This is a genomic window from Planococcus faecalis (assembly GCF_002009235.1).
In the GTDB taxonomy this organism is placed as follows: domain Bacteria; phylum Bacillota; class Bacilli; order Bacillales_A; family Planococcaceae; genus Planococcus; species Planococcus kocurii.
Genome location: NZ_CP019401.1, coordinates 3,462,274 through 3,488,820, shown reverse-complemented (window position 1 = coordinate 3,488,820; position 26,547 = coordinate 3,462,274). Strand labels below are relative to the sequence as shown.

Annotated in this window: 27 protein-coding genes; 25 read left to right on the top strand and 2 right to left on the bottom strand. The window is 39.8% G+C overall.

Annotated elements, in window-relative coordinates; translation table 11 throughout:
• Nucleotides 1–41 precede the first annotated feature (41 nt).
• The 8 genes from noc (at nucleotide 42) to AJGP001_RS17235 (ending at nucleotide 6,605) form a co-directional block, all read left to right on the top strand.
• Complete coding sequence (gene noc, locus AJGP001_RS17270; RefSeq protein WP_071152950.1) at nucleotides 42–908, top strand: nucleoid occlusion protein; 867 nt, start codon at nucleotides 42–44, stop codon at nucleotides 906–908.
• Nucleotides 909–1,127: 219 nt separating this feature from the next.
• Nucleotides 1,128–1,889, top strand: a complete 762-nt coding sequence (locus AJGP001_RS17265) for a ParA family protein (protein WP_058383860.1) — start codon at nucleotides 1,128–1,130, stop codon at nucleotides 1,887–1,889.
• Entirely contained in the window at nucleotides 1,882–2,715 is an 834-nt protein-coding gene (locus AJGP001_RS17260; protein ID WP_071152949.1) for a ParB/RepB/Spo0J family partition protein, read from the top strand. The genes AJGP001_RS17265 and AJGP001_RS17260 overlap by 8 nt, the downstream gene beginning before the upstream one ends.
• 128 nt (nucleotides 2,716–2,843) lie before the next feature.
• Complete coding sequence (locus tag AJGP001_RS17255; protein WP_058383862.1) at nucleotides 2,844–3,557, top strand: DUF554 domain-containing protein; 714 nt, start codon at nucleotides 2,844–2,846, stop codon at nucleotides 3,555–3,557.
• Nucleotides 3,558–3,575: 18 nt separating this feature from the next.
• A complete protein-coding gene (locus tag AJGP001_RS17250; protein ID WP_078080805.1) occupies nucleotides 3,576–4,466 on the top strand; it encodes a mechanosensitive ion channel family protein in 891 nt (296 codons plus the stop codon).
• A gap of 15 nt (nucleotides 4,467–4,481) precedes the next feature.
• Nucleotides 4,482–4,682, top strand: coding sequence for a DUF951 domain-containing protein (locus AJGP001_RS17245; RefSeq protein ID WP_058383863.1), 201 nt, complete (start codon nucleotides 4,482–4,484; stop codon nucleotides 4,680–4,682).
• Between the two features lie 88 nt (nucleotides 4,683–4,770).
• Nucleotides 4,771–5,871 (top strand): redox-regulated ATPase YchF, encoded by a 1,101-nt coding sequence (gene ychF, locus AJGP001_RS17240; RefSeq protein WP_058386809.1) that lies wholly within the window; start codon nucleotides 4,771–4,773, stop codon nucleotides 5,869–5,871.
• Nucleotides 5,872–6,224: 353 nt separating this feature from the next.
• Complete coding sequence (locus AJGP001_RS17235; protein ID WP_058383864.1) at nucleotides 6,225–6,605, top strand: gamma-glutamylcyclotransferase family protein; 381 nt, start codon at nucleotides 6,225–6,227, stop codon at nucleotides 6,603–6,605.
• A 17-nt stretch (nucleotides 6,606–6,622) separates the two neighbouring features.
• Here the strand turns inward: AJGP001_RS17235 and AJGP001_RS17230 are convergent, their stop codons facing one another.
• Nucleotides 6,623–7,180 (bottom strand): DUF3267 domain-containing protein, encoded by a 558-nt coding sequence (locus AJGP001_RS17230; protein ID WP_071152948.1) that lies wholly within the window; start codon nucleotides 7,178–7,180, stop codon nucleotides 6,623–6,625.
• Between the two features lie 179 nt (nucleotides 7,181–7,359).
• On the opposite strand from AJGP001_RS17230, the gene rpsF reads away from it, so the two are divergent.
• From rpsF to AJGP001_RS17160, 14 genes are all read left to right on the top strand, one after another.
• Nucleotides 7,360–7,647, top strand: a complete 288-nt coding sequence (rpsF, locus tag AJGP001_RS17225) for a 30S ribosomal protein S6 (protein ID WP_058383866.1) — start codon at nucleotides 7,360–7,362, stop codon at nucleotides 7,645–7,647.
• Between the two features lie 50 nt (nucleotides 7,648–7,697).
• Nucleotides 7,698–8,171 carry a single-stranded DNA-binding protein gene (ssb, locus tag AJGP001_RS17220; RefSeq protein WP_008497641.1) on the top strand — a complete coding sequence of 158 codons (474 nt, stop codon included), beginning with the start codon at nucleotides 7,698–7,700 and terminating at the stop codon, nucleotides 8,169–8,171.
• A gap of 49 nt (nucleotides 8,172–8,220) precedes the next feature.
• The gene (rpsR, locus tag AJGP001_RS17215; protein WP_006830564.1) at nucleotides 8,221–8,457 is read left to right on the top strand and encodes a 30S ribosomal protein S18; all 237 of its coding nucleotides are present in this window, start codon (nucleotides 8,221–8,223) and stop codon (nucleotides 8,455–8,457) included.
• A 204-nt stretch (nucleotides 8,458–8,661) separates the two neighbouring features.
• The gene (locus AJGP001_RS17210) at nucleotides 8,662–9,621 is read left to right on the top strand and encodes a YybS family protein (protein ID WP_071152947.1); all 960 of its coding nucleotides are present in this window, start codon (nucleotides 8,662–8,664) and stop codon (nucleotides 9,619–9,621) included.
• 14 nt (nucleotides 9,622–9,635) lie between these two features.
• A complete protein-coding gene (locus AJGP001_RS17205; protein ID WP_071152946.1) occupies nucleotides 9,636–11,612 on the top strand; it encodes a DHH family phosphoesterase in 1,977 nt (658 codons plus the stop codon).
• Nucleotides 11,609–12,058 (top strand): 50S ribosomal protein L9, encoded by a 450-nt coding sequence (gene rplI, locus AJGP001_RS17200; protein ID WP_058383869.1) that lies wholly within the window; start codon nucleotides 11,609–11,611, stop codon nucleotides 12,056–12,058. Before AJGP001_RS17205 ends, rplI begins: the two co-directional genes overlap by 4 nt.
• 12 nt (nucleotides 12,059–12,070) lie before the next feature.
• Nucleotides 12,071–13,426 (top strand): replicative DNA helicase, encoded by a 1,356-nt coding sequence (dnaB, locus tag AJGP001_RS17195; protein ID WP_049693565.1) that lies wholly within the window; start codon nucleotides 12,071–12,073, stop codon nucleotides 13,424–13,426.
• 131 nt (nucleotides 13,427–13,557) lie between these two features.
• The gene (locus AJGP001_RS17190) at nucleotides 13,558–14,844 is read left to right on the top strand and encodes an adenylosuccinate synthase (RefSeq protein WP_058383870.1); all 1,287 of its coding nucleotides are present in this window, start codon (nucleotides 13,558–13,560) and stop codon (nucleotides 14,842–14,844) included.
• Nucleotides 14,845–15,130: 286 nt separating this feature from the next.
• Complete coding sequence (gene yycF / locus AJGP001_RS17185) at nucleotides 15,131–15,838, top strand: response regulator YycF (protein ID WP_058383871.1); 708 nt, start codon at nucleotides 15,131–15,133, stop codon at nucleotides 15,836–15,838.
• A gap of 4 nt (nucleotides 15,839–15,842) precedes the next feature.
• Complete coding sequence (gene walK / locus AJGP001_RS17180; RefSeq protein ID WP_058383872.1) at nucleotides 15,843–17,669, top strand: cell wall metabolism sensor histidine kinase WalK; 1,827 nt, start codon at nucleotides 15,843–15,845, stop codon at nucleotides 17,667–17,669.
• Nucleotides 17,660–19,003 carry a YycH family regulatory protein gene (locus AJGP001_RS17175; protein WP_237150096.1) on the top strand — a complete coding sequence of 448 codons (1,344 nt, stop codon included), beginning with the start codon at nucleotides 17,660–17,662 and terminating at the stop codon, nucleotides 19,001–19,003. Before walK ends, AJGP001_RS17175 begins: the two co-directional genes overlap by 10 nt.
• Nucleotides 18,990–19,796: a two-component system regulatory protein YycI gene (locus AJGP001_RS17170; protein WP_058383874.1), complete on the top strand. Its 807-nt coding sequence runs from the start codon at nucleotides 18,990–18,992 to the stop codon at nucleotides 19,794–19,796. The genes AJGP001_RS17175 and AJGP001_RS17170 overlap by 14 nt, the downstream gene beginning before the upstream one ends.
• A gap of 13 nt (nucleotides 19,797–19,809) precedes the next feature.
• A complete protein-coding gene (locus AJGP001_RS17165) occupies nucleotides 19,810–20,598 on the top strand; it encodes an MBL fold metallo-hydrolase (protein WP_058383875.1) in 789 nt (262 codons plus the stop codon).
• 348 nt (nucleotides 20,599–20,946) lie between these two features.
• Nucleotides 20,947–22,149, top strand: coding sequence for a S1C family serine protease (locus AJGP001_RS17160; RefSeq protein WP_071152971.1), 1,203 nt, complete (start codon nucleotides 20,947–20,949; stop codon nucleotides 22,147–22,149).
• A gap of 174 nt (nucleotides 22,150–22,323) precedes the next feature.
• On the opposite strand, the gene AJGP001_RS17155 is transcribed toward AJGP001_RS17160, so the two are convergent.
• A complete protein-coding gene (locus AJGP001_RS17155; protein WP_071152945.1) occupies nucleotides 22,324–23,073 on the bottom strand; it encodes an SDR family NAD(P)-dependent oxidoreductase in 750 nt (249 codons plus the stop codon).
• A 387-nt stretch (nucleotides 23,074–23,460) separates the two neighbouring features.
• Between AJGP001_RS17155 and AJGP001_RS17150 the strand changes: the two genes are divergently transcribed.
• The 3 genes from AJGP001_RS17150 to AJGP001_RS17140 all read left to right on the top strand — a co-directional run bounded on the left by AJGP001_RS17150 (nucleotide 23,461) and on the right by AJGP001_RS17140 (nucleotide 26,356).
• Nucleotides 23,461–23,625 (top strand): CxxH/CxxC protein, encoded by a 165-nt coding sequence (locus tag AJGP001_RS17150; protein ID WP_071152944.1) that lies wholly within the window; start codon nucleotides 23,461–23,463, stop codon nucleotides 23,623–23,625.
• An 89-nt stretch (nucleotides 23,626–23,714) separates the two neighbouring features.
• On the top strand, nucleotides 23,715–24,194 hold the full coding sequence (rlmH, locus tag AJGP001_RS17145; protein ID WP_071152943.1) for a 23S rRNA (pseudouridine(1915)-N(3))-methyltransferase RlmH: 480 nt from the start codon (nucleotides 23,715–23,717) through the stop codon (nucleotides 24,192–24,194).
• A gap of 116 nt (nucleotides 24,195–24,310) precedes the next feature.
• On the top strand, nucleotides 24,311–26,356 hold the full coding sequence (locus AJGP001_RS17140) for an AAA family ATPase (protein ID WP_071152942.1): 2,046 nt from the start codon (nucleotides 24,311–24,313) through the stop codon (nucleotides 26,354–26,356).
• Nucleotides 26,357–26,547 lie beyond the last annotated feature (191 nt).

Genomic DNA, 26,547 nt, shown 5'->3' with positions numbered 1-26,547 from the left:
ATTTAACAGCTAAGTGAGCTTGTAAAAGGTGGTGCTTGAAGGTGAAAAGTCCTTTTTCACGTTTCTTCGGAGGCGGCGATAAAGTAAATGAGACAGCAAAAAAAGAAGCGGTAGAACACAAGTCTTCAGAAGAAGTACTCAAATTACCGCTCGACAAAATACATGCAAATAAATTTCAGCCAAGAACAATTTTTGATCAAGAAAAAATTGAAGAACTTGCACGGACAATTCATGTTCATGGAGTGATTCAACCAATCGTAGTTAGGAAGTCTGAAGTTGAAGGAGAGTATGAAATCATTGCAGGAGAACGTCGTTTTCGTGCAATGAAATCACTCGAATGGACAGAAGTGCCAGCCATCATCCGGAATTTGAGTGACAAAGAAACTGCGTCTATAGCTTTGATTGAAAATCTTCAGCGTGAAGAGCTTACCTCGATAGAAGAGGCACATGCTTATCGTAATTTACTTGATATACAAGAAATTACGCAGGAAGCTTTGGCGCAGCGTCTAGGTAAAGGGCAGTCGACAGTTGCCAACAAGCTACGGTTACTAAAGTTGCCTGAAGAAATTCAAGCGGCATTGTTAAAGCGATTACTAACAGAACGACATGCCAGAGCATTGTTACAGGTAAAAGACGCAGAGCAGCAAAAAAAGCTATTTGATGAAACGATTGAAGAAAGTTTAAATGTAAAGCAATTAGAGATAAAAGTAAGTAAGTTGCTTTCAAATGAGCCAAAAAAACCAAAGGCCCGAAGAAAAGCAATTAGCAGAGATATGCGAATTGCAATGAACACGATTAAAGAATCACTGAGTATGGTTACTAAAAGCGGCATTGATTTAACAACAGAAGAAGAAGAATACGAAGAATATTATCAAATCACAGTAAAAATTCCGAAAAAAAAATCATGAGAAGCTCTTTCCTGTATGGAAAGAGTTTTTTTAATGGCTCCATCGTCGTATTGTTGAAAAATTTTGATACAATAGAAAAATGGAAGCTAGTATAAGTCAAAGTTATGATTTTTGTCTATAATTATTCCTTGAAAATGCTGTGCTTTATAAGTAATAAAATAGCTAAAACAAAGATTCCGCAGTAAAATAAAGAAAGTAATAGAGAAAGTTGGTGCAAGTGTGGGTAGAACTATTGCGATCGCCAATCAAAAGGGCGGCGTAGGAAAAACAACGTCTTCAGTAAATTTAAGTGCCTGCCTTGCATATTTGGGCAAAAAAGTTCTTTTAATAGATGTAGATCCTCAAGGAAATGCGACCAGTGGGGTAGGAGTCAACAAAGGCGACGTGGATAAATGCATTTACGAAGTGTTAATTGACGATATAGATGTGAAAAGCACAATAATGGAAACAAAAGTGGAGAATCTACATGTAGTTCCGGCGACAATTTCTCTTGCTGGAGCTGAAATTGAATTAGTTTCTACCATTTCAAGAGAAGCTCGCTTGAAAAATGCACTGGAAGAAGTCAAAGATATGTACGATTACATAATCATTGATTGTCCACCTTCATTGGGATTACTAACTTTAAACTCTTTAACAGCATCGGATGCAATTATTATTCCGGTACAGTGTGAATACTATGCATTAGAAGGGTTGAGCCAATTATTGAGCACAATTCGCTTAGTGCAAAAACATTTAAATCACGATTTAATGATTGATGGTGTCTTATTGACCATGTACGATGCACGAACAAACCTAGGGATGCAAGTAATTGATGAAGTGAAAAAATACTTCCAAGATAAAGTTTATAAAACAATTATTCCTAGAAACGTAAGATTGAGTGAAGCACCGAGCCATGGAGAGCCAATTATTATCTATGATCCAAAATCCAGAGGCGCAGAAGTGTATTTAGAATTGGCGAAGGAAGTGATTGATAATGGCTAAAGGTTTAGGGAAAGGCATCAATGCGTTGTTTCCAGGAGAGGCAAGCAATGATGCAGACAAAGTAAATCAACTTCATACGAGTGAAATTCAAGCAAATCCGTATCAACCACGAAAAATTTTCGATCAAGCAGCTTTGGAAGAGTTGGCAGAATCTATTAAAGAACATGGAATTTTGCAGCCGATTGTTGTAAGAAGAGTGGGAGAAAAATATGAACTGGTTGTTGGTGAACGTCGTTTCCGGGCAGCAAAATTGATTAAGTTGAAAAAAGTTCCGGCGATTGTTAAAGAGTTGACGGACCAACAAATGATGGAACTTGCTATATTGGAAAACCTTCAACGAGAAGATTTAACGCCAATTGAAGAAGCAGAAGCTTACCAGAAACTAATGGAAGCATTAAACTTAACGCAAGAACAACTTGCTTTTCGCTTAGGTAAAAGTCGTCCGCATATTGCCAATCATATTCGGCTTTTAGCGTTGCCTGATACGGTACGTAAACTTATCTCTGACAAGGAATTGTCAATGGGGCATGGGCGTACACTTCTTGGCTTGAGAAACAAAAAAATCATTTTAGAAACAGCCACAAAAGTGGTTAAAGAAAACTTGAACGTTCGTCAGCTAGAGAATTTGGTGCAGCGTTTAAATGAAGATGTTCCACGTGAAACAATTGAAAAAAAGAGAGATATTTTTATAGAAGAAAAACAATCTGAACTAAGAGATCGTTTTGGCACAAAAGTCCAGATTAAAAAAAATAAGAATAAAGGAAAAATAGAAATTGAATTTTTCTCTGAAGATGACCTGGAGCGAATTTTGGAATTGTTAAGCTGACAAGTGCCTATTCCTTAGAAAGGGAATAGGTTCTGTTTTTGATAAGTGAGAAACCAAATCGAACGTTGAAAAGAGGGAGAAGATTGTCTTGCAGTAGACGAGGAAACTTGTAGAGGAGGAGAAATGTAGTGGTTCTCTTAGGGACGTTAATAAACGCTGTTTTAATTGTAGTGGGAACCATTCTTGGAAGAGCTCTTCGCAATATTTCTGACAACATGAAAGAGACGGTCATGTATGTTATTGGCTTAGCAGTAATTGTGCTTGGTCTACAAATGGGATTGGGAAGTCAAAACTTTATAATTGTTATTATTAGTTTAGTGTTGGGCGCAGTTATTGGAGAATGGGCAAACTTAGAAGGTAAATTGAACGATTTTGGTCATTGGATTGAACGCATGCTTGGAGCTAAAGAAAGTAATGGCAGCCTTGCTCAAGGATTTGTAACAGCTACTTTAATATTTGTAATTGGAGCAATGGGAATCATCGGAGCAATGGAAAGTGGCTTGAGTAATGAGCATGGCGTATTAATTTCAAAAGGAATAATTGATGGATTTACTTCCATCGTTTTAGCTTCTACACTTGGCTTTGGTGTTATGCTTGCAGCGATTCCAGTATTTGTTTATCAAGGATTAATCGCCTTGTTTGCAACTCAAATTAGCTTAGCAATTCCTGATGTAGCACTCGATATGTTCATATTGGAAATGAGTGCAACAGGTGGAGTAATGATCGTTGCAATTGGTCTGAATATGATGGGTGTAACAAAAATTAGAGTAGCGAATTTATTGCCAGGTATAGTTGTTGTTGGAGTGGTCGTTACAATTATTTATAAATTTAATTTGATGTAAGTGTGGGAAGGTGAAAGAGTGAGCGTTGAGAAAATGATACAACGAATTTTTAATGTTCTCGCGGACGAAGCAATGTGGATAGGTCTAATCATTGTTTTATTAAAAGTCGTGTTGATTACTGTAGCTGCGGTTGTACTGGTGAAAGTATTACGTGTATTGATTCGAAAAACTTTTTCTGTACGTATTAAAGGTCCGCTACTTTATAACGAGCGAAGACAGCAAACTTTATCAAAATTATTATCAAACGTCGTGGCGTATGTCGTGTATTTCATAGCGGCAGTTTCCATTTTGTCAACTTTCACGATTGATATTACCGGTTTGATTGCAGGTGCTGGTGTGTTAGGTTTAGCAGTCGGATTTGGTGCTCAGAACTTAGTACGAGATGTGATTACCGGTTTCTTTATTATTTTTGAAGATCAATTTTCTGTAGGTGATTATGTTCGAATCGGTGCTGCCGAAGGAACCGTGGAAGAAATCGGGTTACGTACGACCAAAGTAAAAGCATGGACAGGTGAACTGTTTATCTTCCCGAATGGCAACATAACGGACGTTGTAAACTTCTCAATTCACAATTCTATCGCAGTGGTTGATGTCAACATTTCTTATGAATCGGATATTACGCGCGTTGAAAAGCTCATAATGGAATTTTTGAATGGTTTGCAAGATCGTTATGAACAGATTATTAAGCCAGCGGAGCTATTAGGTGTTCAAAATTTAACGACAACTGAAATTGTTATGCGAATTACAGCAGAAACTTTACCAATGCAGCATTTTGCTGTCGCGAGAGGAATGCGTCGCGATTTGAAGGACTTTTTGGACCAACGTGGAGTTGAAATTCCTTATCCGCGTATGGTAATGATGCAGCGATCTCCAGAAGAAGTGACCACAGCAAGAAATGCTAAAACGTAAAAGGGAGGCAGACTCATGGAAATGAAGGAGTTTGGGCTGAACGATATAGTTGAAATGAAAAAAGGCCATCCTTGTGGAGCCAATGCCTGGAAAATTATTCGCATGGGAGCGGATGTTCGCATTAAGTGTGAGGGGTGTCAACATAGCGTCATGTTGCCGCGTATGGAGTTTAATAAAAAGATGAAAAAGATTCTAATTAAGTCCGAAACAGAATGAAAAATGGACAATTCCAGGTTTCGTTCTTATAATGAAATGGTTGTGTAAAAAATAATTCGTTTTATATAGAGGAAAGGTTGTGCATCCTATGGCATTAACTGCAGGGATTGTAGGATTACCAAACGTGGGGAAATCCACATTATTTAATGCAATAACTAAAGCGGGTGCCGAAGCGGCAAACTACCCGTTCTGTACAATAGATCCAAACGTTGGGATTGTTGAAGTTCCAGATGAGCGTCTTAACAAATTGACGGAATTAGTAGATCCGAAAAAAACTGTACCCACGGCTTTTGAATTTACTGATATTGCAGGAATTGTAGAAGGTGCTAGTAAAGGTGAGGGATTAGGAAATAAATTCTTGTCTCATATCCGTGAAGTAGATGCAATTTGCCAAGTGGTACGTTGTTTTGCTGATGATAACATCACGCACGTAACCGGAAAAGTAGACCCGATTTCTGATATTGAAGTGATTAACTTGGAATTGATCTTGGCAGATATGGAAAGCATCGAAAAACGCATTGCCCGCGCAGCGAAGTTAGTAAAACAAAAAGACAAAGACGCTGTTGCAGAAGAGCCAGTCCTGATGAAATTACGTGAAGCTTTTGAAAATGGCCAATTGGCACGTTCAATCGAATTTACGGATGATGAGCTGTTAATTGCAAAAGGTTTGAATTTATTGACAATCAAACCGATGCTTTATGTGGCAAACGTTTCAGAAGATGAAATTGCAGATGCTGACAGTAACGAATACGTTCAACAAGTTCGTGATTTTGCTGCAAAAGACAATGCAGACGTCATCGTTATTTGTGCGAAAATCGAAGAAGAAATGGCTGAACTTGAAGACGAGGAAAAAGAAATGTTCCTTGAAGAGTTGGGCATTAAAGAGTCTGGGTTGGACCAATTGGTCAAAGCTTCATACAGCTTGCTCGGATTAGCAACTTATTTTACCGCGGGCGTTCAAGAAGTGCGTGCATGGACATTCAAAAAAGGCATGAAAGCTCCACAATGTGCCGGCGTTATTCACTCTGACTTCGAACGCGGATTTATCCGTGCCGAAACAGTTGCCTATGATGACTTGGTCGAAATCGGATCAATGGCAGCAGCAAAAGAAGCAGGGAAAGTACGTCAAGAAGGCAAAGAATACATCGTCAAAGACGGCGACGTCATGCTATTTAGATTTAACGTCTAAAAGCGAGGATGGCCGTTAAGATTCGACAGGCATAAGGCGAATCAGCAAAGTGGCGCTTTTTGCCACGTAGCTGGGTTGACTTATGACCCGAGAATCTGGTCACCACAGCTGGATAAGACTAAAAGCGAGGATGGCCGTTAAGATTCGACAGGCATAAGGCGAATCAGCAAAGTGGCGCTTTTTGCCACGTAGCTGGATTGACTTATGACCCGAGAATCTGGCCACCACAGCTAGATAAGTCCAAAAGCTGAAATGATCATTATCTACCGAAGCATATAGTTTCAAAGCACGACAAAACTAAAAAAGCAACCGGGTGCCTTGCCGCATCCGGTTTTTGTATGGAGGAATAGGAAATGTTGTTATTTGCATACGGAACGCTTAAGCGCGGCGGGAAGTATCATTGTTATTTGGAAGAAGCTGAATTGGTGGAGGAACAAGCGGTAACAAAAGGAACTTTGTACGACACGGGAATGGGTTATCCGGCAATGGTGTTATCGGGTGCTGGTCAAATTGAAGGGGAGATTTACGACATCCCGGACGTTTTATGGCCAGCTTTAGACTATCTTGAGGATTATTCTGGAAATCCTGAAACAGATTTATACGATAAGGTAACGATTGAAGTAGAGGCGGGCAACAAATCTTTCGAAACAATTGTTTATATAGCAAAAGACGAAAAGTTAGTAAAAAAACAAATTTTGACTGGGAAATGGGAAGTTACTCATCTGGTTAGATAAGAAAAGAAAAGCACCGATTAATCGGTGCTGTCGTTTTTTGGATACTGATTGTAAATATGGAGGCGCGGCAGTGAAGGGTCATCAACGACCCATGCCGCGCTTTTTTCTTTGCGCAATTCACGATACATGATAAAGTCGCCAAAAGCTCCTGCAGTAAGCATAGCGCCTAATAAAACGAGAACCTGGCTATCAAACAAAAATCCTATCACCGTAGGAAGAAAAGCAGTCGTCCAAAAAGGAAACAGTAATGCTTTCTTCATGGCATGGTTTTGAACGGGTTTAGTCGTAGTAGCGTAAGCAATACCCAGTTTCAAATTGACACCATAATTCAACGAAGAAATTGGAACTTTTCCAAACAGTACAAAACCAATCAAATGAAAAAGCTCATGCACGACAATTAAAACCACATAGCCGAGTAGAAATAACAAAATGGCAGTCAATGAAAAACGAAACGATAAAGATTCATTGAAGAAATGATAAGCAGCTGCAAATGCAAACAACAAGATTACATTGAACCCAAGTGCTTTTGGCGCGATCTCGTCCATTTTCAATTCGATAATATGGCTAGGGGACATCGTTTCACATCCTTTAACAGTCTATGCAGAAAAGTATAGCTGATTTGAAAGTGAAAAACATGCTTGCGGGAGCTTGGTTATTATGATACAATACTGTGATGTGAGTAATATTTATGAATTGCTTGCTCCTTGCCCGCTGGATACAGCAGGGCCCAAGTCCATGAGGAGGTGACAACACGATGAGAGAATATGAATTAATGTATATCATTCAGCCTGCAATTGAAGAGGAAGCGAAAAAAGCTCTAGTTGAGCGTTTTAACGACATCCTTACTTCTAACGGCGCTGAAATCATCGAGTCGAAAGAGTGGGGTAAACGTCGTTTAGCTTATGAAATCAACGATTTGCGTGAAGGTTTCTACCAGATCGTTAAAATCAATTCTGGTTCTGAAGCTATCAACGAATACACACGTCTTGCGAACATTAACGAAGACATTATTCGTCATATCGCTGTACGCAAAGACGCGTAAACAGGATACTGGCACTGAAATTTTTTTGACTTGAAGGAGGTTGAATTCTGATGATTAACCGAGTTGTTTTAGTCGGAAGACTGACAAAAGATCCAGACCTTCGTTACACACCAAGCGGCGCGGCAGTTGCTCGTTTTACACTTGCTGTAAATCGGACTTTCTCCAACGCTCAAGGTGAACGCGAAACGGATTTCATTAATTGTACTGTTTGGCGCAAACAAGCTGAAAATACAGCGAACTTCCTGAAAAAAGGAAGCTTGGCTGGTGTTGAAGGCCGCATCCAGACTGGTAGCTACGAGGGACAAGACGGGAAACGCGTCTATACAACAGAAGTAGTAGCGGACAGTGTTCAATTCCTTGAACCGAAAAGCGCTAATACGGATCGTTCACAAGGGCAGCAGCCTTCCTATCAACAGAACCAATCACCGAGCCCAAGTCAGCAAAACCATACTCGTGTAGATGAAGATCCATTCTCAAGCGGTAGCGGTCCGATCGAAGTATCGGATGACGATTTACCGTTCTAAGATGGACTGGAACTGACGATTAACTATTAAGTAAAGGAGGTAATTCGATATGGCACCACGTCGCGGAGGAAAAAAACGGAAAAAGGTTTGTTACTTTACTTCCAACAACATCACGCACATTGACTATAAAGATACTGATCTTTTGAAGAAATTCATTTCTGAAAGAGGGAAAATCTTGCCACGTCGTGTTACAGGCACTAGCGCTAAATGGCAACGTAAGTTGACAATCGCTATTAAACGCTCACGTATCATGGCACTTCTACCGTTTGTTGCGGAAGAAAGATAATTATGATTCTGAAAAGACCGGGAAACCGGTCTTTTTTTTGTGTGCTGAAATAGACAGCATTAGTCGTAGAAGAGTGTTTTAGTGTCTTCATCGGATTCAAAGTAGCTATGGCTTTCTATGGTACTGCTCGTTTTGTTCAGGTTCTTGAATCATGGTACAATTACAAGGATGAAATCTACCCGAAAGAAGGGGAAAAACAGTCATATGCAAAATCAACAAACACGACAACTTACAAATGGGGCAATGATGGCAGCAGTGTTTACAGTCTTGCTAGCAATCTCGGTATATGTGCCCGTTTTGAGTATAGTCAGTACGTTAATTCTCGCATTGCCCGTCGCTTGGTACAGCGCGAAGTATCCGTGGAAAGCTTCTGCTCTTTTTGCGTCGGTCTGTCTGGTGCTATCGTTTATCATTGGTGGTCTTTTATCAGTACCACTAGCGTTAATTCATGTGCCACTCGGCTTAGCAATTGGTCTTTCAATTTATTATAAGAAAAGTAAATTATTCATGTTCATGGGTGCCAGTATCGTTCTTTTAGCATCATTGATGATTCAATATGTGGCTTCGATTGTACTATTTGGTATCAATGTATTAGAAGAATTTATGGTGATGTTCGATGAATCTTATGAGCAGACAGGTTCAATGATGAAAAGTTTAGGAGCTTCCGAAGCTTCGATAAAAGAATACAACGAACTGGTTGTTCAATTGCAGCAGTCGTTCGAAACTTTAGTGCCTGTGTTATTGGTATTGGGTGTTTTCATGTCGGTATGGGTGTTGCTATTAATTGTGTTGCCTATATTAAAACGTGTTGGCATTACAGCTCCTAAGTTTCCACCTTTTCGAAATATGCGATTACCAAAATCTGTTTTATGGTATTATTTAATCGTGTTGCTGGTGTCATTATTATCGGACTTTGAACCCGGAACAATGGCATATATGGTTTTCATTAATGCATCCGTGCTGCTCCAATTCCTATTATTCCTGCAAGGTGTCTCTTTTTATCATTTTTACATCCATCAGGAAAATTGGCCGAAATGGGTAACCGTACTGGTGACATTGTTGGCATTTCCATTGCAGTCATTCACGAGTATTGTCGGAATCGTAGACCTTGGATTTGATATCCGTGGGTGGGTCAAGCGAGCGCACGAGTTTAAAGGAAAATAAGGAGCTGAAGAATAATGTCGGCTTTTTTCAGAAAAAGAAAACTTCGATATCCACTTATCGCCTTGCTAGTTCTTGGTATGGCCGCATCCATTCTAATTTCACTTTGGTCGGAATGGGCAGCTGGCATCTTTATACTGCTTTTTGTGCTAGTTTTTACCATAACTTGGGTAACAGAAAAAAGAGTCTATGAGGCTACTGAAAAACACATTGAAGCATTGTCTTACCGAATGAAGAAAGTCGGCGAGGAAGCATTGCTCGAGATGCCAATCGGAATTTTGCTAGTCAATGAACATTATCATATTGAGTGGGCAAATCCCTATATGACTACGACCCTTAAGTACGATTCATTAATTGGAGAGTCACTTTATACACTTTCTGATGATTTTCATCCATTAGTAAAATCTGAAGAAACGACAGAAATGACGATCGCGTTAGGAGATCGGAAATACCGTGTCTATTATAAAGCGGACGATCGCTTGTTTTATCTTTTCGATATTACGGAGCAGGTAGAGATTGAGACGCTTTATTACGCGGATCGTACCGTTATCGGTATTTTATTCATTGATAATTACGATGAACTTGCACAAGGAATGGACGACCAGACGCGGAGTAATTTAAGTAGTTTAGTAACGTCGCTCGTCAATCAATGGGGCGCAAAGCATGGCATTTTCGTGAAACGCATTTCCTCTGAGCGTTTTATGGCTGTTTTCAATGAATCGATTTTAAAAGAGCTGGAGTTGTCGAAATTCGCTATTTTGGATGATATCCGTGAAGTCACATCTAAAGATAATTTAGCGCTGACGTTGAGTATCGGTGTAGGTGCTGGTTCTGCGTCGCTAGTTGAGCTTGGTGGACTGGCTCAGTCAGGACTTGACCTAGTTCTCGGACGTGGTGGAGACCAAGTCGCTATTAAACATCCGAGTGGAAAAGTGAAATTTTATGGTGGCAAGACCAATCCGGTTGAAAAACGAACACGTGTCAGGGCGCGCGTTATTTCGCACGCGCTGCGTGATTTGATTCAAGAAAGTGATCAAGTGTTCATCATGGGCCATAAAATGCCGGATATGGATTCGATTGGTGCTGCAGTGGGTGTAGCAAAAATGGCGGCCATGAATAAAGTCAAAGGACGAATTATTCTTGATTTTGATGAATACGATCGTAGCGTCATGAGGTTGATGGAAGCCATTGAAGGAGACCCTGAACTGTTTGCGCAGTTTATCACGCCTGAAGAAGCGTTAGCAAATATGACCGAGCATTCACTACTTGTCGTCGTAGATACGCATAAACCATCGATGGTCATCGATGAACGTGTGCTGCAACGGATGGAACGCGTTGTTTTAATTGACCATCACCGAAGAGGTGAAGAATTTATTACCAATACAATGCTTGTTTATATGGAGCCCTATGCATCATCAACAGCTGAATTGGTGACTGAACTCATCGAATATCAGCCAAAGCATGAAAAGTTATCAATGCTTGAAGCGACAGCGATGTTGGCTGGTATTATAGTAGACACGAAGAGCTTCACATTGAGAACAGGAGCTCGAACATTCGAAGCTGCGTCTTACTTGCGTTCGAACGGAGCTGATACGGTGCTCGTCCAACGCATTCTAAAAGAAGATTTAGAAACGTACGTGGAACGTGCGAAAATCGTTCAGACAGTAGAATTTGCCGGTGAAGGCATTGCTATTGCAAGAGGTGAGTCTGATCGCGTTTACAGTCCTGTTCTGATTGCTCAAACAGCAGATATCCTGCTGACGATGAAAGATGTTAATGCATCCTTTGTGGTCGCTGAGCGTACAGAAGGTGGCATTGGCATCAGTGCACGGTCACTAGGTGAAGTCAACGTTCAAATTATTATGGAAAATCTCGGCGGGGGTGGTCATTTAACCAATGCGGCCACTCAAATGCCGAATACCACAATCGAACAAGCCGTTGAACAATTAAAAGTGGTAATTTTAGAAGATACTGAAGGAGGAACAAACGAATGAAAGTGATATTTTTGAAAGACGTAAAAGGTAAAGGTAAAAAAGGTGAAATTAAAAATGTAGCGGATGGTTATGCGCATAACTTCTTATTGAAAAACAATTGGGCGATTGAAGCAAACCAAGCAACCATTAGCAAATTGGATGGACAAAAGAAAAAAGAGCAAAAAGAAGCTGACCTAGAGCGTCAAGAAGCAGAACAGTTGAAGGAAAAACTAGAAAGCTTAACAATCGAATTGACTGCTAAATCTGGAGAAGGCGGACGTATTTTCGGATCAATTACGACGAAACAAGTAGCGACAGCTCTTGAGAAGAAAAATGGTATCAAATTAGACAAACGTAAAATGGAATTAGACGATGCCATTCGCGCGCTTGGCTATACGAATATTCCTGTAAAATTGCATCAGGATGTGACCGCTACACTTCGAGTTCACGTTACCGAAGAAGCGTAAGGTGAGACACCGATGAACGAAACGATAGATCGTGTCCCCCCGCACAACCACGAAGCTGAGCAATCGGTGATTGGTGCCATCTTTTTAGAGCCACCTTCTCTGATCACGGTTGCTGAAATCGTCATGGCAGAAGATTTTTACCGGATTGCCCATCAAAAGATTTTCCAGACGATGCTGAATTTAGCGGATCACGGAAAAGCAATTGATGTTGTGACTGTGACAGAAGAGCTTTCTGTCAAAAAAGAATTAGAGGACGTTGGCGGTTTATCTTATTTAACGGAAATCGCTAACGCCGTACCAACGGCAGCAAACGTTGCGCATTACGCTCATATTGTGGAAGAGAAAGCGATATTGCGCCGCCTCATTCGAGTAGCGACAACGATTGTAGAGGATGGGTTTACACGTGAAGACGAAGTAGAAGCCTTGCTTGCTGAAGCTGAAAAAAAAATGATGGAAGTGTCGAATCGTAAGAATGCCGGCGATTTTATTCACATCAAAGACGTTTTAGTTAAGACCTATGATAATATCGAGTTGCTGCATACCCGCAAAGGAGACGTTACAGGGATCCCTACAGGCTTCCGTGACCTTGATAAGGTAACAGCAGGATTTCAGCGAAACGACTTGATTATCGTGGCTGCACGGCCTTCTGTTGGTAAGACTGCTTTCGCTTTGAACGTGGCACAAAATGTTGCAACGAAAACAGACGAAAACGTCGCGATTTTCAGTTTGGAGATGGGTGCTGAACAGCTCGTCATGCGTATGCTATGTGCGGAAGGTAATATCGATGCACAGGTATTACGGACAGGAGCACTTCAAAACGAAGATTGGCGCAAGTTGACAATGGCTATGGGGAGTTTATCAAATGCTGGAATTTTCATCGATGATACGCCCGGAATTCGAGTGAACGATATTCGTGCCAAATGTCGTCGACTCAAACAGGAATATGGACTTGGCATGATTATGATTGATTATCTTCAGCTAATTCAAGGACCTGGACGTTCAGGAGAAAACCGTCAGCAAGAAGTATCGGATATTTCCCGTTCGTTGAAAGGCTTAGCTCGTGAGTTAGAGGTACCGGTTATTGCGTTGTCTCAGTTATCTCGTGGAGTCGAGCAAAGGCAAGACAAGCGGCCGATGATGTCGGATTTACGTGAATCAGGAAGTATTGAGCAGGATGCTGATATTGTATCCTTCTTGTACCGTGAAGATTATTATGACAAAGAAACCGAAGATCAGAACATGATCGAAATCATCATCGCCAAACAACGTAATGGTCCAACGGGTACGGTAAAACTGGCATTTGTGAAAGAATATAATAAATTCGTTACCATCGATTGGAGTCAACATGAATCAGGTGGAGACTTTTAAACACGAACATTAAATGTGGTAACACATTTATATGTTCGTGTTTTCTTCTGTTGCGTATTGACGATTTCCTGTTTAATTGGTACAATAAAAACTGTTTGAGATAGGGCATATGCCTAACGGAGGTGCGGATTATGACATCAGTCGTAGTAGTAGGAACGCAATGGGGAGACGAAGGAAAAGGGAAAATCACAGATTTTCTATCTGAACATGCAGAAGTAATTGCACGTTACCAAGGCGGAAACAACGCTGGACATACCATTATTTTTGGTGGAGAAACGTACAAACTGCATTTGATTCCTTCAGGGATTTTCTATAAAGATAAGACATCTGTAATCGGTAACGGTATGGTCGTAGATCCGAAAGCACTTGTGAAAGAGTTAAAAGGTCTTCATGACCGTGGCGTAACAACGGAGAACTTGCGTATTTCTAACCGCGCACACGTTTTATTGCCATACCACATCAAGCAAGATGAAGTGGAAGAAGCACGCCGCGGAGCAAATAAAATCGGAACAACGGGCAAAGGCATCGGCCCTGCTTATATGGACAAAGCAGCACGTGTCGGAATTCGCATGGCGGATTTATTGGATCACGTTGTGTTCGAGGAAAAACTGCGCATGAACTTAAAAGAGAAAAACCGTCTGTTTGAGAAATTCTATGAAACAGAAGGTTTTACTGTAGAAGAAATTATGGAAGAATATTATGCATATGGTCAAGAAATCGCTAAATACGTAACAGATACATCAAAAGTGTTGAACGATGCAATCGACGATGGTCGCCGTGTATTGTTTGAAGGCGCTCAAGGTGTGATGCTCGACATCGACCAAGGAACTTATCCGTATGTGACATCTTCGAACCCTGTAGCGGGCGGAGTGACAATCGGTGCAGGCGTTGGTCCCACAACAATTCAGCATGTTATTGGAGTTTGTAAAGCTTATACTTCACGTGTCGGAGACGGCCCGTTCCCAACGGAATTGTTTGACGAAGTGGGTCAACAAATCCGCGAAGTTGGTAAAGAATACGGAACTACAACTGGACGTCCACGCCGCATTGGTTGGTTTGATAGTGTAGTTGTCCGCCATGCAAGACGTGTTAGTGGTTTGACAGATCTAACAGTTAACTCAATCGATGTATTAACAGGTCTTGAAACCGTGAAAATTTGTACAGCTTATCGTCATAACGGAGAGCTAATTACAGAATATCCAGCAAACTTGCGTATGCTTGCTGAATGTGAGCCTGTTTATGAAGAACTTCCAGGTTGGTCGGAAGACGTAACGAGCTGCAAATCGTTAGACGAGCTTCCTGATAATGCACGTCATTATTTGGAGCGCATTGCACAATTGACAGGCGTTCAAATTTCGATTTTCTCTGTCGGTCCTGACCGTAACCAAACAAACATTGTGACAAGTGTTTGGAGATAATGTTATTAAATTGCTGCAGATAAATGCTTTTCGTGTTTTCTTCTAACGAGCTTTTCAATTTTTACCCTTGACTCAACTTATATCGTTTTTACCAAGCAGTCGCCTATGAGCGGCTGCTTTTTGATGTTTTGAGAGAGACAATTAATTTTTGGGCAGTTGAATGGGCACGGTGTTTAGCTACAGATAGATGCGGATTAGTCTGAACAATGATAAAGTATAGGGTAGTAAAGAATGTGCAACGGTAAGAAAAAGGGTGTCAAGTTGAAAGAAAAAGGGGAGAAAAATGATGAGTAAAACAATTCTAGTTGTAGACGATGAGAAACCAATTGCAGATATTTTGCAATTCAACTTAAAAAAAGAAGGTTTTAACGTCGTATGTGCATATGACGGGGACGAAGCGATCAAAATTGCAGAAGAAATTCAGCCGGATTTAATGTTGCTGGATATCATGTTACCAAACCGTGACGGCATGGAAGTATGCCGTGAGATTCGTAAGAAATTTGATTTTCCCATCATTATGTTAACGGCAAAAGACTCAGAAATCGATAAAGTTTTGGGCTTAGAACTAGGTGCCGATGATTATGTTACAAAGCCATTTTCAACACGTGAATTGATTGCCCGTGTCAAAGCGAATTTACGTCGTCAAAACATTGCACCAGCTGAAGAAGAAGGACCCAATTCAAATGATATTCAAGTTGGTTCTTTGACGATTCAGCCAGATGCGTATCTAGTCTTAAAGCGTGACGAGACGATCGAACTGACTCACCGTGAATTTGAGTTGCTTCACTATCTTGGCAAGCATATTGGACAAGTTATGACACGTGAGCATTTGTTGCAAACTGTGTGGGGCTACGATTATTTTGGAGATGTCCGGACAGTAGACGTTACAGTGCGTCGTTTACGCGAAAAAATCGAGGACAATCCAAGCCATCCTGCATGGATCGTGACAAGACGTGGCGTAGGGTATTATTTACGAAATCCTGAACAGGAGTAGTTAAATGTCAAAATTTAATTTTTTGAAATCGATACATGTGAAATTTGTTTTGATTTATATTCTGCTGATTTTACTAGCGATGCAGATCATAGGACTGTACTTCGCTCAACAGCTTGAAGAAACGCTAAAAGGTAATTTTGAAAATTCAATTGAAGATCGTATGGAAATTATCGAATTTAGTGTGCGGGAAGAAATGATTAAAGAACGTACAGAAGAAAGCTTGACGCTCGAGCAAACTTTGCGGACGGTATTATATGGTTTTAAATCGGATGATATTAGTGAAATCCGTGTTGTTAACACGCGGTACAGTATTCTGGCGTCTTCGGTAATCGAAAACCAAGCGCTGATCGGTCAACGTTCAACAAATGATTTAGTGCGGCAATCCATTATCGGAGAAATCGGACTTGAGCAGACATATGTTGATCCTGACAGTGAAGAGCGTATTTGGGTCCGTACCTTGCCAATTGTTGCCGCCGGTGGAGAGTTCCTCGGAACTTTATACGTCGTGGCAGAAATTGAAAATGTATATGACCAAATGGACGATATTAACTCGATACTCGCTGTTGGTACGGCCATATCGCTAGTAATTACGGCAATTTTAGGTATTCTAGTTGCCCAAACGATTTCGCGACCAATTGCCGACATGCGTAGACAGGCGCAGGCTATGGCAAAAGGGAATTTTTCACGCAAAGTTAGGGTTTATAGCGATGACGAAATTGGCCAGCTTGCTCGTGCTTTTAACCATTTAACAAATAGGCTGCAGGAATCCCAACAGTCTACTGAAAGTGAACGACGTAAATTGGCTTCGGTTCTTTCGAATATGACAGACGGTGTATTATCAACTGATCGACGAGGTCGAATTATTTTAATTAATGATCCGGCATTGCAATTGCTTAATGTTTCACGTGAAACGGTGATAAATCGCCCTGTAACAAGCATACTAGGTCTCGATGAAGAATATACTTTTGAAGATTTGATAGATATGAAAGAAGCTATAACGCTCGATTTTAGTTCTTATGATCAAAGCACTTTGCTTCGGACAACATTCTCTGTTATCCAAAAGGAAACAGGTTTTGTTAATGGATTAATTGCTGTATTGCATGACAATACGGAGCAAGAAAAAATTGATATGGAACGCCGCGAATTTGTCGCCAACGTATCACATGAATTGCGGACGCCATTAACGACGATGCGCAGTTATTTAGAAGCCTTAGCGGACGGTGCGTGGCAAGATCCAGACTTGGCACCAAACTTTTTAAATGTCACTCAAACAGAAACAGAACGAATGATTCGACTTGTTAATGATTTGTTGAAATTATCGAAAATGGATTCTAGTGAGACGGAATTGAGCAAGGAAATGGTTGAATTTAATGTCTTTTTCAATCGTATTATTGATCGTTTTGAAATGTCGAAATCACACAAAGTGGATTTTGAACGTCATTTACCAAAAGAGCAGTATTTTGTCGAAATTGATCCCGATAAATTAACGCAAGTAATCGATAATATTATTTCCAACGCCTTGAAATACTCTCCAAAAGGTGGCAAAGTCCGTTTTGATATGACTGTAGAAGAAGGATCTTTGTTGATTCAAATTAGTGATCAAGGCATGGGGATTCCGAAAGAAAATGTCGATCGGATTTTTGATCGTTTTTACCGTGTCGACCGCGCGAGATCTCGCGAAATGGGCGGAACCGGCTTAGGGTTGGCCATTTCTAAAGAAATGATTAATGCGCACGGTGGTGTCATCTGGGCAGAGAGCAAGTTCGGAAAAGGGACCAATATATTCTTTACGCTGCCATTCGAGATGGATGATGGAGGTGAGTGGGATTGAAATATGTAGAGCTAATTAAGTCAGTTGCCTTATTTTTGCTGATTCTACTTAGTCTGGCATTGACCTTTACGATCTGGACTTTCACTCCAACGCACAAAACCATTGAACCATCGACGACAGTAGAAACACCGATAGCAGAAACTAAGAATATTGAAGAAATTGTTCGTCCGGTAAAACTGCTGTTTCATGATGAGGAGTTAGTGACTGGAACAGTCGACCAAACCAATATCGAAGTGCTGGTCGATTCATTGCAACAATGGGAAATAAAGAATATAAGACTCGTACAAGAAGAAGCACCTCCTGCAACGTTAACGTCTTATATGCATAGTTCTAAGCGAACAGTTCTTTACTATCCAGGATTGGTTCCACTCCCTGTATTTGATTCGATTAACAATATCGTGGATGCAACAATTCCAGAATCTTCGTTTGACAGGCTTATCATCGAATGGGAAACACTGGCGAACGGTCAACCGACCTTGTACTTTATCAATACGTTGTCTGGAAGAATCTACAAAGCAGATATTCGTCCAGAAGACCTGGATCAATTTCAAACAGAAATTGGAGATCAAGCTGCCAACTACGAAACTTACGTAACAGATGAAACAATTGGCACTTTGCCGATTTATGTACAAAAAGGCCAAGTTGAGAAAGAAAGTGTGGATTATGTACTAGAGGAAACGCCGAATGCAAAATTTGCTGAAGCTTTGCTCGACAGTCCTTCACTTGGATTATCTGCGGACTTAATGACACAAGAGTATACAGACGATTCTGGAGCATTGATGAGAGAAAATTTAACGACTAAAAGTATTAGCTATATCCAGCCAAAAGCTGAAACATCTGATCCAGCTATTCCCTCTGACTTGTTATTCGATTCTCTCAGCTACGTTAATGCGCATGGTGGTTGGACGGATAAGTATTTATTCGCAGGAATGAATTCAGTAAATCAGCAAATTAAGTATCAATTATACGTAGGCGATTTACCGGTCTTTAGCACTTCCACAACGACTGATTTGGATATTAAGTGGGGGATAGATGAAGGCGAAGAACAAGTTTATAGTTATGTTCGCCCGACCTATCAGTTAGAAACTGAAGCAGAAAAAGAGCCCAGAGTGTTAATGTCGGGAGAAGAAGTGCTGAAAGCTTTAAGCCAAGGGGATAAAAAAGAACTAGCCACTATAACCGATATTACACTTGCCTATACATTAACAAGAAGAGAAGGAGATTCTGTCGTCACTGTAGCTGTTTTTGAGCCCGCATGGTATTTTAAAGCGAATGGTAGTTGGACAGAGCTGACGAATGAATTGACGGGAGGACGCGAACTTGGATTGGAATAAAACCAAAACCATTTTTATTATTGTCTTTTCTATTTTGAATGTCTTTTTGTATTCGCTGTATTTAAATCGCTATACAGAGGCAAAAAATGTAGAAGTCCTTTCGGAATCATCAGTGGATGAAAAATTAGCTGCAGATAAAATTACGTATTCAAATCTTCCTGAAAACTTGGAAGGCATGCCTTATATTCGCGGTGAGACGAAAATCTTCACTTCTAAAGATGCACCCAAAGACAACGTTCAAGTTAATATTCAAGATGGAAAACAGCTGCAGGTGTCCTTTGAAAAAGCGGTTTCTCCAACTGGAGAAGCAGAGAGCGTAGAAGCCTTGAATGCATTCATGGAACAAACTGTTTACGAAGGCACTTCTTATGAATTGTGGGAAATTGATAAAGAACAAAACAGAGCCGTTTTTTTCCAAACCTTTGGTGGTGAAATTCTTTATTTTAGTGAGAGTGGAAAAGTAACGGTTTATTGGAACGACCAAGGGGATATCGTCCGCTACGATCAAACGATGTTCACAGATGTTATCGAAAATCAGGAATCCAAAGAATTAGTAACAGCTGTAACAGCTATTCATACGCTGTATCAAAAAAACAAGTTGAAGCCTGGATTGAAAATCGTTAAAACAGAACTTGGCTATTCCGTACATGTACAAGTATCAAAAAATCGGCAAATGTTTGTGCCGACTTGGCATGTTGAAGCAGAACTCAAAGATGGTAGTCGAGAGGATTATTTCGTAAATGCTGTAAAAGATGGCGTGATCGAATTGAACAAACAAGAAGAAATAGAGTAGGGAGATTTTTGCTATGCAATTCAGTGTATTAGCCAGCGGTTCAACCGGCAATGCTACTTACATCGAAAACGGCGAACATTCTTTTTTAGTCGATGCGGGACTCAGCGGTCGTAAGATGGAAGAGTTGTTTGCTGCAATCGGTAAAAAAATGAGCGATTTAGATGGAATATTGGTGACACATGAACACAGTGATCATATTAAAGGACTCGGCATTGTGGCACGTAAACACAAAGTGCCGATTTATGCCAATGCGAAAACGTGGACTGCGATGGACGGGTTAATCGGAGCGGTTCCAGTAGAGCAGCGCTTCCATTTTGATATGGATACGATAAAAACTTTTGGTTCGATGGACATTGAATCGTTCGCGGTGTCGCACGATGCGGCAGATCCCATGTTTTATGTCTTTCATGCAAACGGTCGGAAGCTGTCGCTGATTACAGACACAGGTTATGTCAGCGACCGGATGAAAGGTGTGATTCAAGCGTCGGATTCGTATGTGTTTGAAAGCAATCACGATGTTGGAATGTTGCAGATGGGGCGTTATCCATGGTCGATTAAGCGTCGAATTTTAAGCGATGTCGGTCATGTGTCCAATGAAGATGCAGCGGTCGCGATGAGCGAAGTACTTGCTGAAAAACCGACGCGTATTTATCTTTCGCATTTGAGTAAGGATAATAATATGAAGGATTTGGCGCGTATGAGTGTTGAACAAACTTTGCAGTCGAAAGGGATTATTACGGGCGAATACGTGAATTTGTTTGATACCGATGCCAATATACCGACTAAGTTGATTGTTGTATAAGAGAAGAGCTGTTCAAAGGTCATGAAAGTGACTTTCGAATGGCTTTTTTTGTTGTACATTGAAATTTGTAAGCAAGCTTTCCGTTCCAGCGCTTGCTTTCCGCGGGTGCAGCCTCTGCCGCTTCCCTCGCTTTGCTCAGTCCAGTGGCTCCGGCTAGCACTATTCCCGCAGGAGTCGAGCGCTTACACTCCAAGCAGCTAGAGGATGTTCTATAAACGATGAGTAGGGAGGAACCAAGTTTTCCGACTTGCTTTGGTCACGTGAAATTTTTAAACTAAAATGATAAAGGTCTTATAAATGGTTCAAACGGGGTAAATAGATAGAGAAGATAAAGGAAGGATGAGTGCGGTGGGTTATTACAATCAAACACCGAACGGTAGGCAGAGACCTAGTCGTTTAGGTGCGTTTGCTGCAGGTTTAGGCGGAGTGGTAGTAGGTGCATTGTTGGTATGGTTATTGTTTTATTCGATGCCGGAATTGAGACCGGATAGTAGTAGTGAGACACAGATTGTTCAGCAGGAAGCGGAAGGGCGTTCAGAAGCGGTTTCGGTTGATATTACGACTGATGTGACAGAAGCGGTTGAGATAGCAGCGGATGCGGTAGTGGGCGTTACCAATTTGCAATCGGCTGGAGATTTTTGGTCTCAAGCACCTCAACAAGAGCAAGCTGTTGGAACAGGCTCTGGTGTCATTTATAAAAATGATAACGGCAAAGCATATGTTGTGACGAACCATCATGTAATCGATGGTGCGACGGGAGTAGAAGTCACTTTGTCAGACGGTTCAAAAGTCGAGGCGACAGTAGTGGGTAGCGATATTTGGACGGACCTTGCTGTTCTGGAAATGGATGGAGCGAAGGTACAGGCGGTTGCTCAATTTGGAGATTCGGATGCGTTGAAACAAGGCGAGGCGGTTATCGCGATTGGTAATCCATTAGGACTCGATTTTTCAGGATCGGTGACAACAGGTGTCGTTTCAGGAAAAGATCGTGCGGTTCCAGTGGATTTGAACGGTGATGGTCAAGAAGACTGGCAGGCAGAAGTACTTCAAACAGACGCTGCAATCAATCCGGGGAATAGCGGCGGTGCGTTGGTTAATTTGGCTGGACAGTTGATCGGCATCAATTCAATGAAAATCGCAACATCATCAGTAGAAGGAATCGGCTTTTCCATTCCAATCAATTCAGCGATACCGGTTATTAATTCGCTCGAAGAGAAAGGCGAGATGATTCGGCCATCAATGGGTGTTACGTTGCTTGATTTAGCTCAAGTGCCTCAAGTCTATCGTCAAGAGACATTAAAGCTTCCTGTAGACGTCACAGAGGGCGTTGTGGTGAATTCTGTAGTAGAAGGCTCTGCAGCAGAAGCTGCCGGCATGGAACAGTTTGATGTCATTGTGGAGATGGACGGAGTTGCCATAGTAGATATCATTGAGCTGCGTCAGCATTTGTATAATGAAAAGAAAATCGGAGATTTATTGAAAGTTAGCGCTTATCGCAACGGAGAACTGATGGAATTTGAATTAGAGCTTGTGGATAATTCAGCATTGTAAAATAGAAAACCTGCATAGGAGCTTCTATGCAGGTTTTAAACTGTAGACAAACTCGATTGATTCGAGGGGTCTGCATTTTTTTTGTGGAAATCCATCGCTCCGGAGTAGGCGCCTTCGCTAGTGAAAAATTCTTTTTAAGATAGGAAAATCGTCTTTTGGGCATCCTGAATTTGTTTATTTTAAGGAATAGCCACCGTCTACGACTATTTCCGCACCGTTTATATAAGATGCTTTGTCTGAAGCTAAGAACAAAACAACTTCTGCAATCTCACTGGGTTTCCCGTAACTTCCTCTAGGGTGTCCTTTAGATTGCTTTTCATAATTCTCTTTTCCACCATATGCATTAATGGATAAGTCAGTTTCTGTAGGGCCAGGAGATATGCAATTGACGCGGATTCCCAGATTAGCAAAGCGAAGTGCCGTGCTTTGAGTCATCGCGACAACGGCTGCTTTTGTTCCACTATAAGCGGGTAGCATCGGATTAACCTTGTCGTTTCCAAGAATCGCGGCATTGTTAATAATGACTCCATTACGCTTCTTACTCATCACAAGTAAAGAATATTTCATGTAGAGGAAGATAGCCGTTTGATTGACAGCGATTAAGTAATTCCAGTCATCTAGCTTTACTCGAGACAAAGGCCCCATTCCTGTAGACAGAATGCCCGCATTGTTGAATAGAATATCAACAGGGTGTTCGTCAGCTTCAAGTGTTTTAAAAAAGTTTTCGATTTCATCCACGTTTTCGTTATGGACTTGATAAAAATGAGCTTTGCCGTTGCAGTCACTCTCTACTTGAGAGCCTTTGTCACGATCTCTTCCAGTAAAATGAACAGTAGCCCCTTCTTTACAAAAGAAATAGACGACTTCCTTACCAATTCCATCCGTTCCACCGTTAACAATTACTACTTTGTTTTCGAACATCATAAGATCTCCTCCAAATGTAATAGTAAAGTGATAGATATGTGAAATCAGTATATAACATTCGTATAGGCAAAGGAAATCTGAGTATAAGCTATTTAAGGAAGACATGAACTTCATCTTGATTGGGAAGGATTTAATCTATGAATGTTTTTTTTATTGTCTTGAACAAATACTATTCAAATATCAAGATTTTAGAATGTAAGAAGCGGAAGAGAAGTTAGAATAATATGTGGATAACTTTTTGCGTGTTAAATTATTATTAACAATCCACAGGCCAACAAAAGCTTCGCTATCCGTAACTCTTTGCTTCTGTTAAAATAGATTGTGGATAAAAGGAACAAAATGTGCATAACTGTGTGGAATATTCGGAATTTAAAAGGAGTGAAAAAAATGGAGATTAAATGCTGTAAAACCCATGTAGAGCATGCCTTAGACAAGTTTGTAGCTGAAGTAAAAAGCTACCCCATACTTACAGAATTATCAGAAATAGAAAAGTTATCCACAGTATGTGATTACTGTGAAGAGGCTGCAACGTATCTTGTGGCGAACGAATGATCTGGCACAAGATGTAGAAAAACCTGTGGATATGTGCATAACATATGTGCATAACTTGTTTGTAAATTTAATGTAAAGGGGGATAAGATGTGAATATCTCAATTATCAGTGTAGGAAAGTTGAAAGAAAAATATTTGAAATCAGGCATTGAAGAGTATATAAAAAGACTGGGAAGCTATTCAAAAATAAATGAAATCGAAGTAGCAGACGAAAAAGCACCAGAGCAGTTGAGTGATGCAGACATGGAAATCGTCAAAAAGAAAGAAGCCGACCGAATTATGGCGAAAATTTCCGCTGACGCGTACGTCATTGCCTTAGCGATCGACGGCAAAATGAAAACCTCAGAGCAGCTCGCAAAAGACATCGAGTCGTTGATGACTTACGGCCGTAGTAAAATCGTCTTTGTGATTGGCGGATCGCTTGGGTTACATGACGAAGTGTTAAAGCGGGCTGATGAAAAGTTGTCGTTTTCGAAGATGACGTTTCCTCATCAATTGATGAAGTTGATTTTGGTGGAGCAGGTTTATCGGGCGTTTCGGATTATGAAGGGTGAACCTTATCATAAGTAAGTGAGGTTTTGAATTTGCTAGTGAACTAACTATCTACTCGGGATTTCAACGGCATAAATATCAATAGTTTAAGTTATGATACCATCATGGTAATTTCTATTTTCAGGAGTGATTTAATGATAGCTGGATTATTTGTAAATGGATTTAAATCGTATTCACAAACTTCTTATATTCATTTATGTAAAAGTTCTACGTACAAGTTTACAACTATAGTCGGAAAAAATGGAACTGGGAAGAGTGCTATTTTAGAAGCTTTAAATTTTTATTTTAAGCAAGGTTTTTGGAATGCAAACAAACAGAGTAAAAATAAAGATGATATGTTTATTTCGCCAGTTTTCCTTATTGAAAAAGTTGCATTTAATAAATGGATTGATCATTCACCAGAATTTAAAAGTCAGTCATCAAAAATAAAAAAGAATTTAGAGAGTATAAGTAGATTTTTGTGGGAAGAAGCAAACGATACGTTTAAGGGTGCAATCAGGAGACCATATATTGTTGATTTTTTTAATCAAGTCAATAATTTGAAAAGAGATTATCAAAAAGATTATTATCTTTTGGTCATTGGAAGAGATGTTGATTCGAAAAATACAAGCAAGCCCATGTCAGGATATGAAAAAGAACTAGACAGTATATCGCTGGAACTAATTAATAGTGTAATTGAAAATTATTATACTTATATATATATTCCAGTAGAACAACATGCTAGTTCAACATTGAAAATTGACAATGTTCAAATGCAAAAAATTATGAATCAGAATGTCATTTTAAAAATTGAAGGCTTGTTAAAAGAAAAAATGTTAGTTGATGGCAAGAGCCAATCATTAATTGATCATATTAATAACCAACTTTCATTATTCGTAGAAGAAATAAATAGTACAGTTAAAATTGTAGACGATACTTATGAATTCAAAGGTCAAAGAAATAGAAAACAAAATTTAACAGCAGCTGATATAGTGGATAATATTTTAGAAGGTTATTTTTCAAAAAGAACTCTCAAAAGTTCTCATAAAGAATTGGAAGATTTAAGCTCTGGAGAACAACGTAGAGCTATGATTGATGTAATCTATGCATTTCTAAAAAATAAAGGTAAAGAGAACGAGTCTACAGGGAGAAATGTAATTTTGGCTATTGATGAACCGGAGATTTCTCAAGATATCTCCCACTGTTTTGAACAATTCGAAAGGTTAGAGAGACTTTCAACTGAATACGGAAATCAAGTTTTAGTAACTACTCATTGGTATGGAATTCTTCCAGTAATTGAAAATGGAACAATGTTACATTTATCTGAATCTACAAGTTATGAAAATAAATTTTCTATTTTTGATTTTTATAACTATTTGGATAATCGAGAGCAATTTCCTGATGAAATTCAACTTAAAAGTATGTATGATTTAGCAATCAGCCTCTCAACTTATATCAGAAAAGATACCTCAAAATATTTGCTGCTGTGTGAGGGTGGTACTGACAAGCGATATCTTGAAACGTTATTAGATACCAAAAAAGTACGAGTAATTCCGGTTGGCGGAATAGATAACGTTAAAAATATTTTTAGTTTACTAGTCATGCCATTAAAAATTGATAAAAAATCTAATAGTATAAAAAAAGTATTGTGCTTAACAGATACCGATCCTAATTTAACTAACAATACAGATATTAGTAAAGATCCATCTGGCAATATCCAATTGAAGCGACTTCAAATTAATGTTGAGAAATCGAAAGTGGATTTAGTGAATTTAGATAATTTTAATCCGCAAGCAGCTTATAAAGTAACTAGAATTGAAGATGTCCTATCAACCAAAATTTATAAAAAAGTTCTTGAAAATCTATTGAATGAGATATTAGAAGGAAGCGATTTTGAAGGCTTTTCTCATGCAAACTATAGCTTTTTAGAAGACTCTTTATTTACAAACTTGATTGGAGATACACAATTTTTGCACTGTAAACGAGTGGAGGCAACTAAAAGAAAACCAGATTTCATCAAATTTGTTGAATCAAAAAAAACTCGTCTATCATACGATTATGTATCAGAATTTAATCGAGCATATGAAAATGAACAGATTGAGGATATCCCTTTACTATTTCAAAGTATTCAAGAATTCTTTAAAGATGAAGTATTAAAACCAATACCCGATATAGTTTCATCAAAGCAAACAGTTTCATGAGAAGAAAAGATTTCAAATAGATATTACACACTTCTTCAGATACACAGAGCAAATCTTTCAATAAAGATTGACTTTGGTATACAATATATTTTTGGAGTATATTTTCTAAAGTTGTCTGTTTTTAACAAAAAAGAGACAGCCAATCATTGGCTGTCTCTTTCCAGCTTGTTGAGAAACTAAGGTTTTATCAA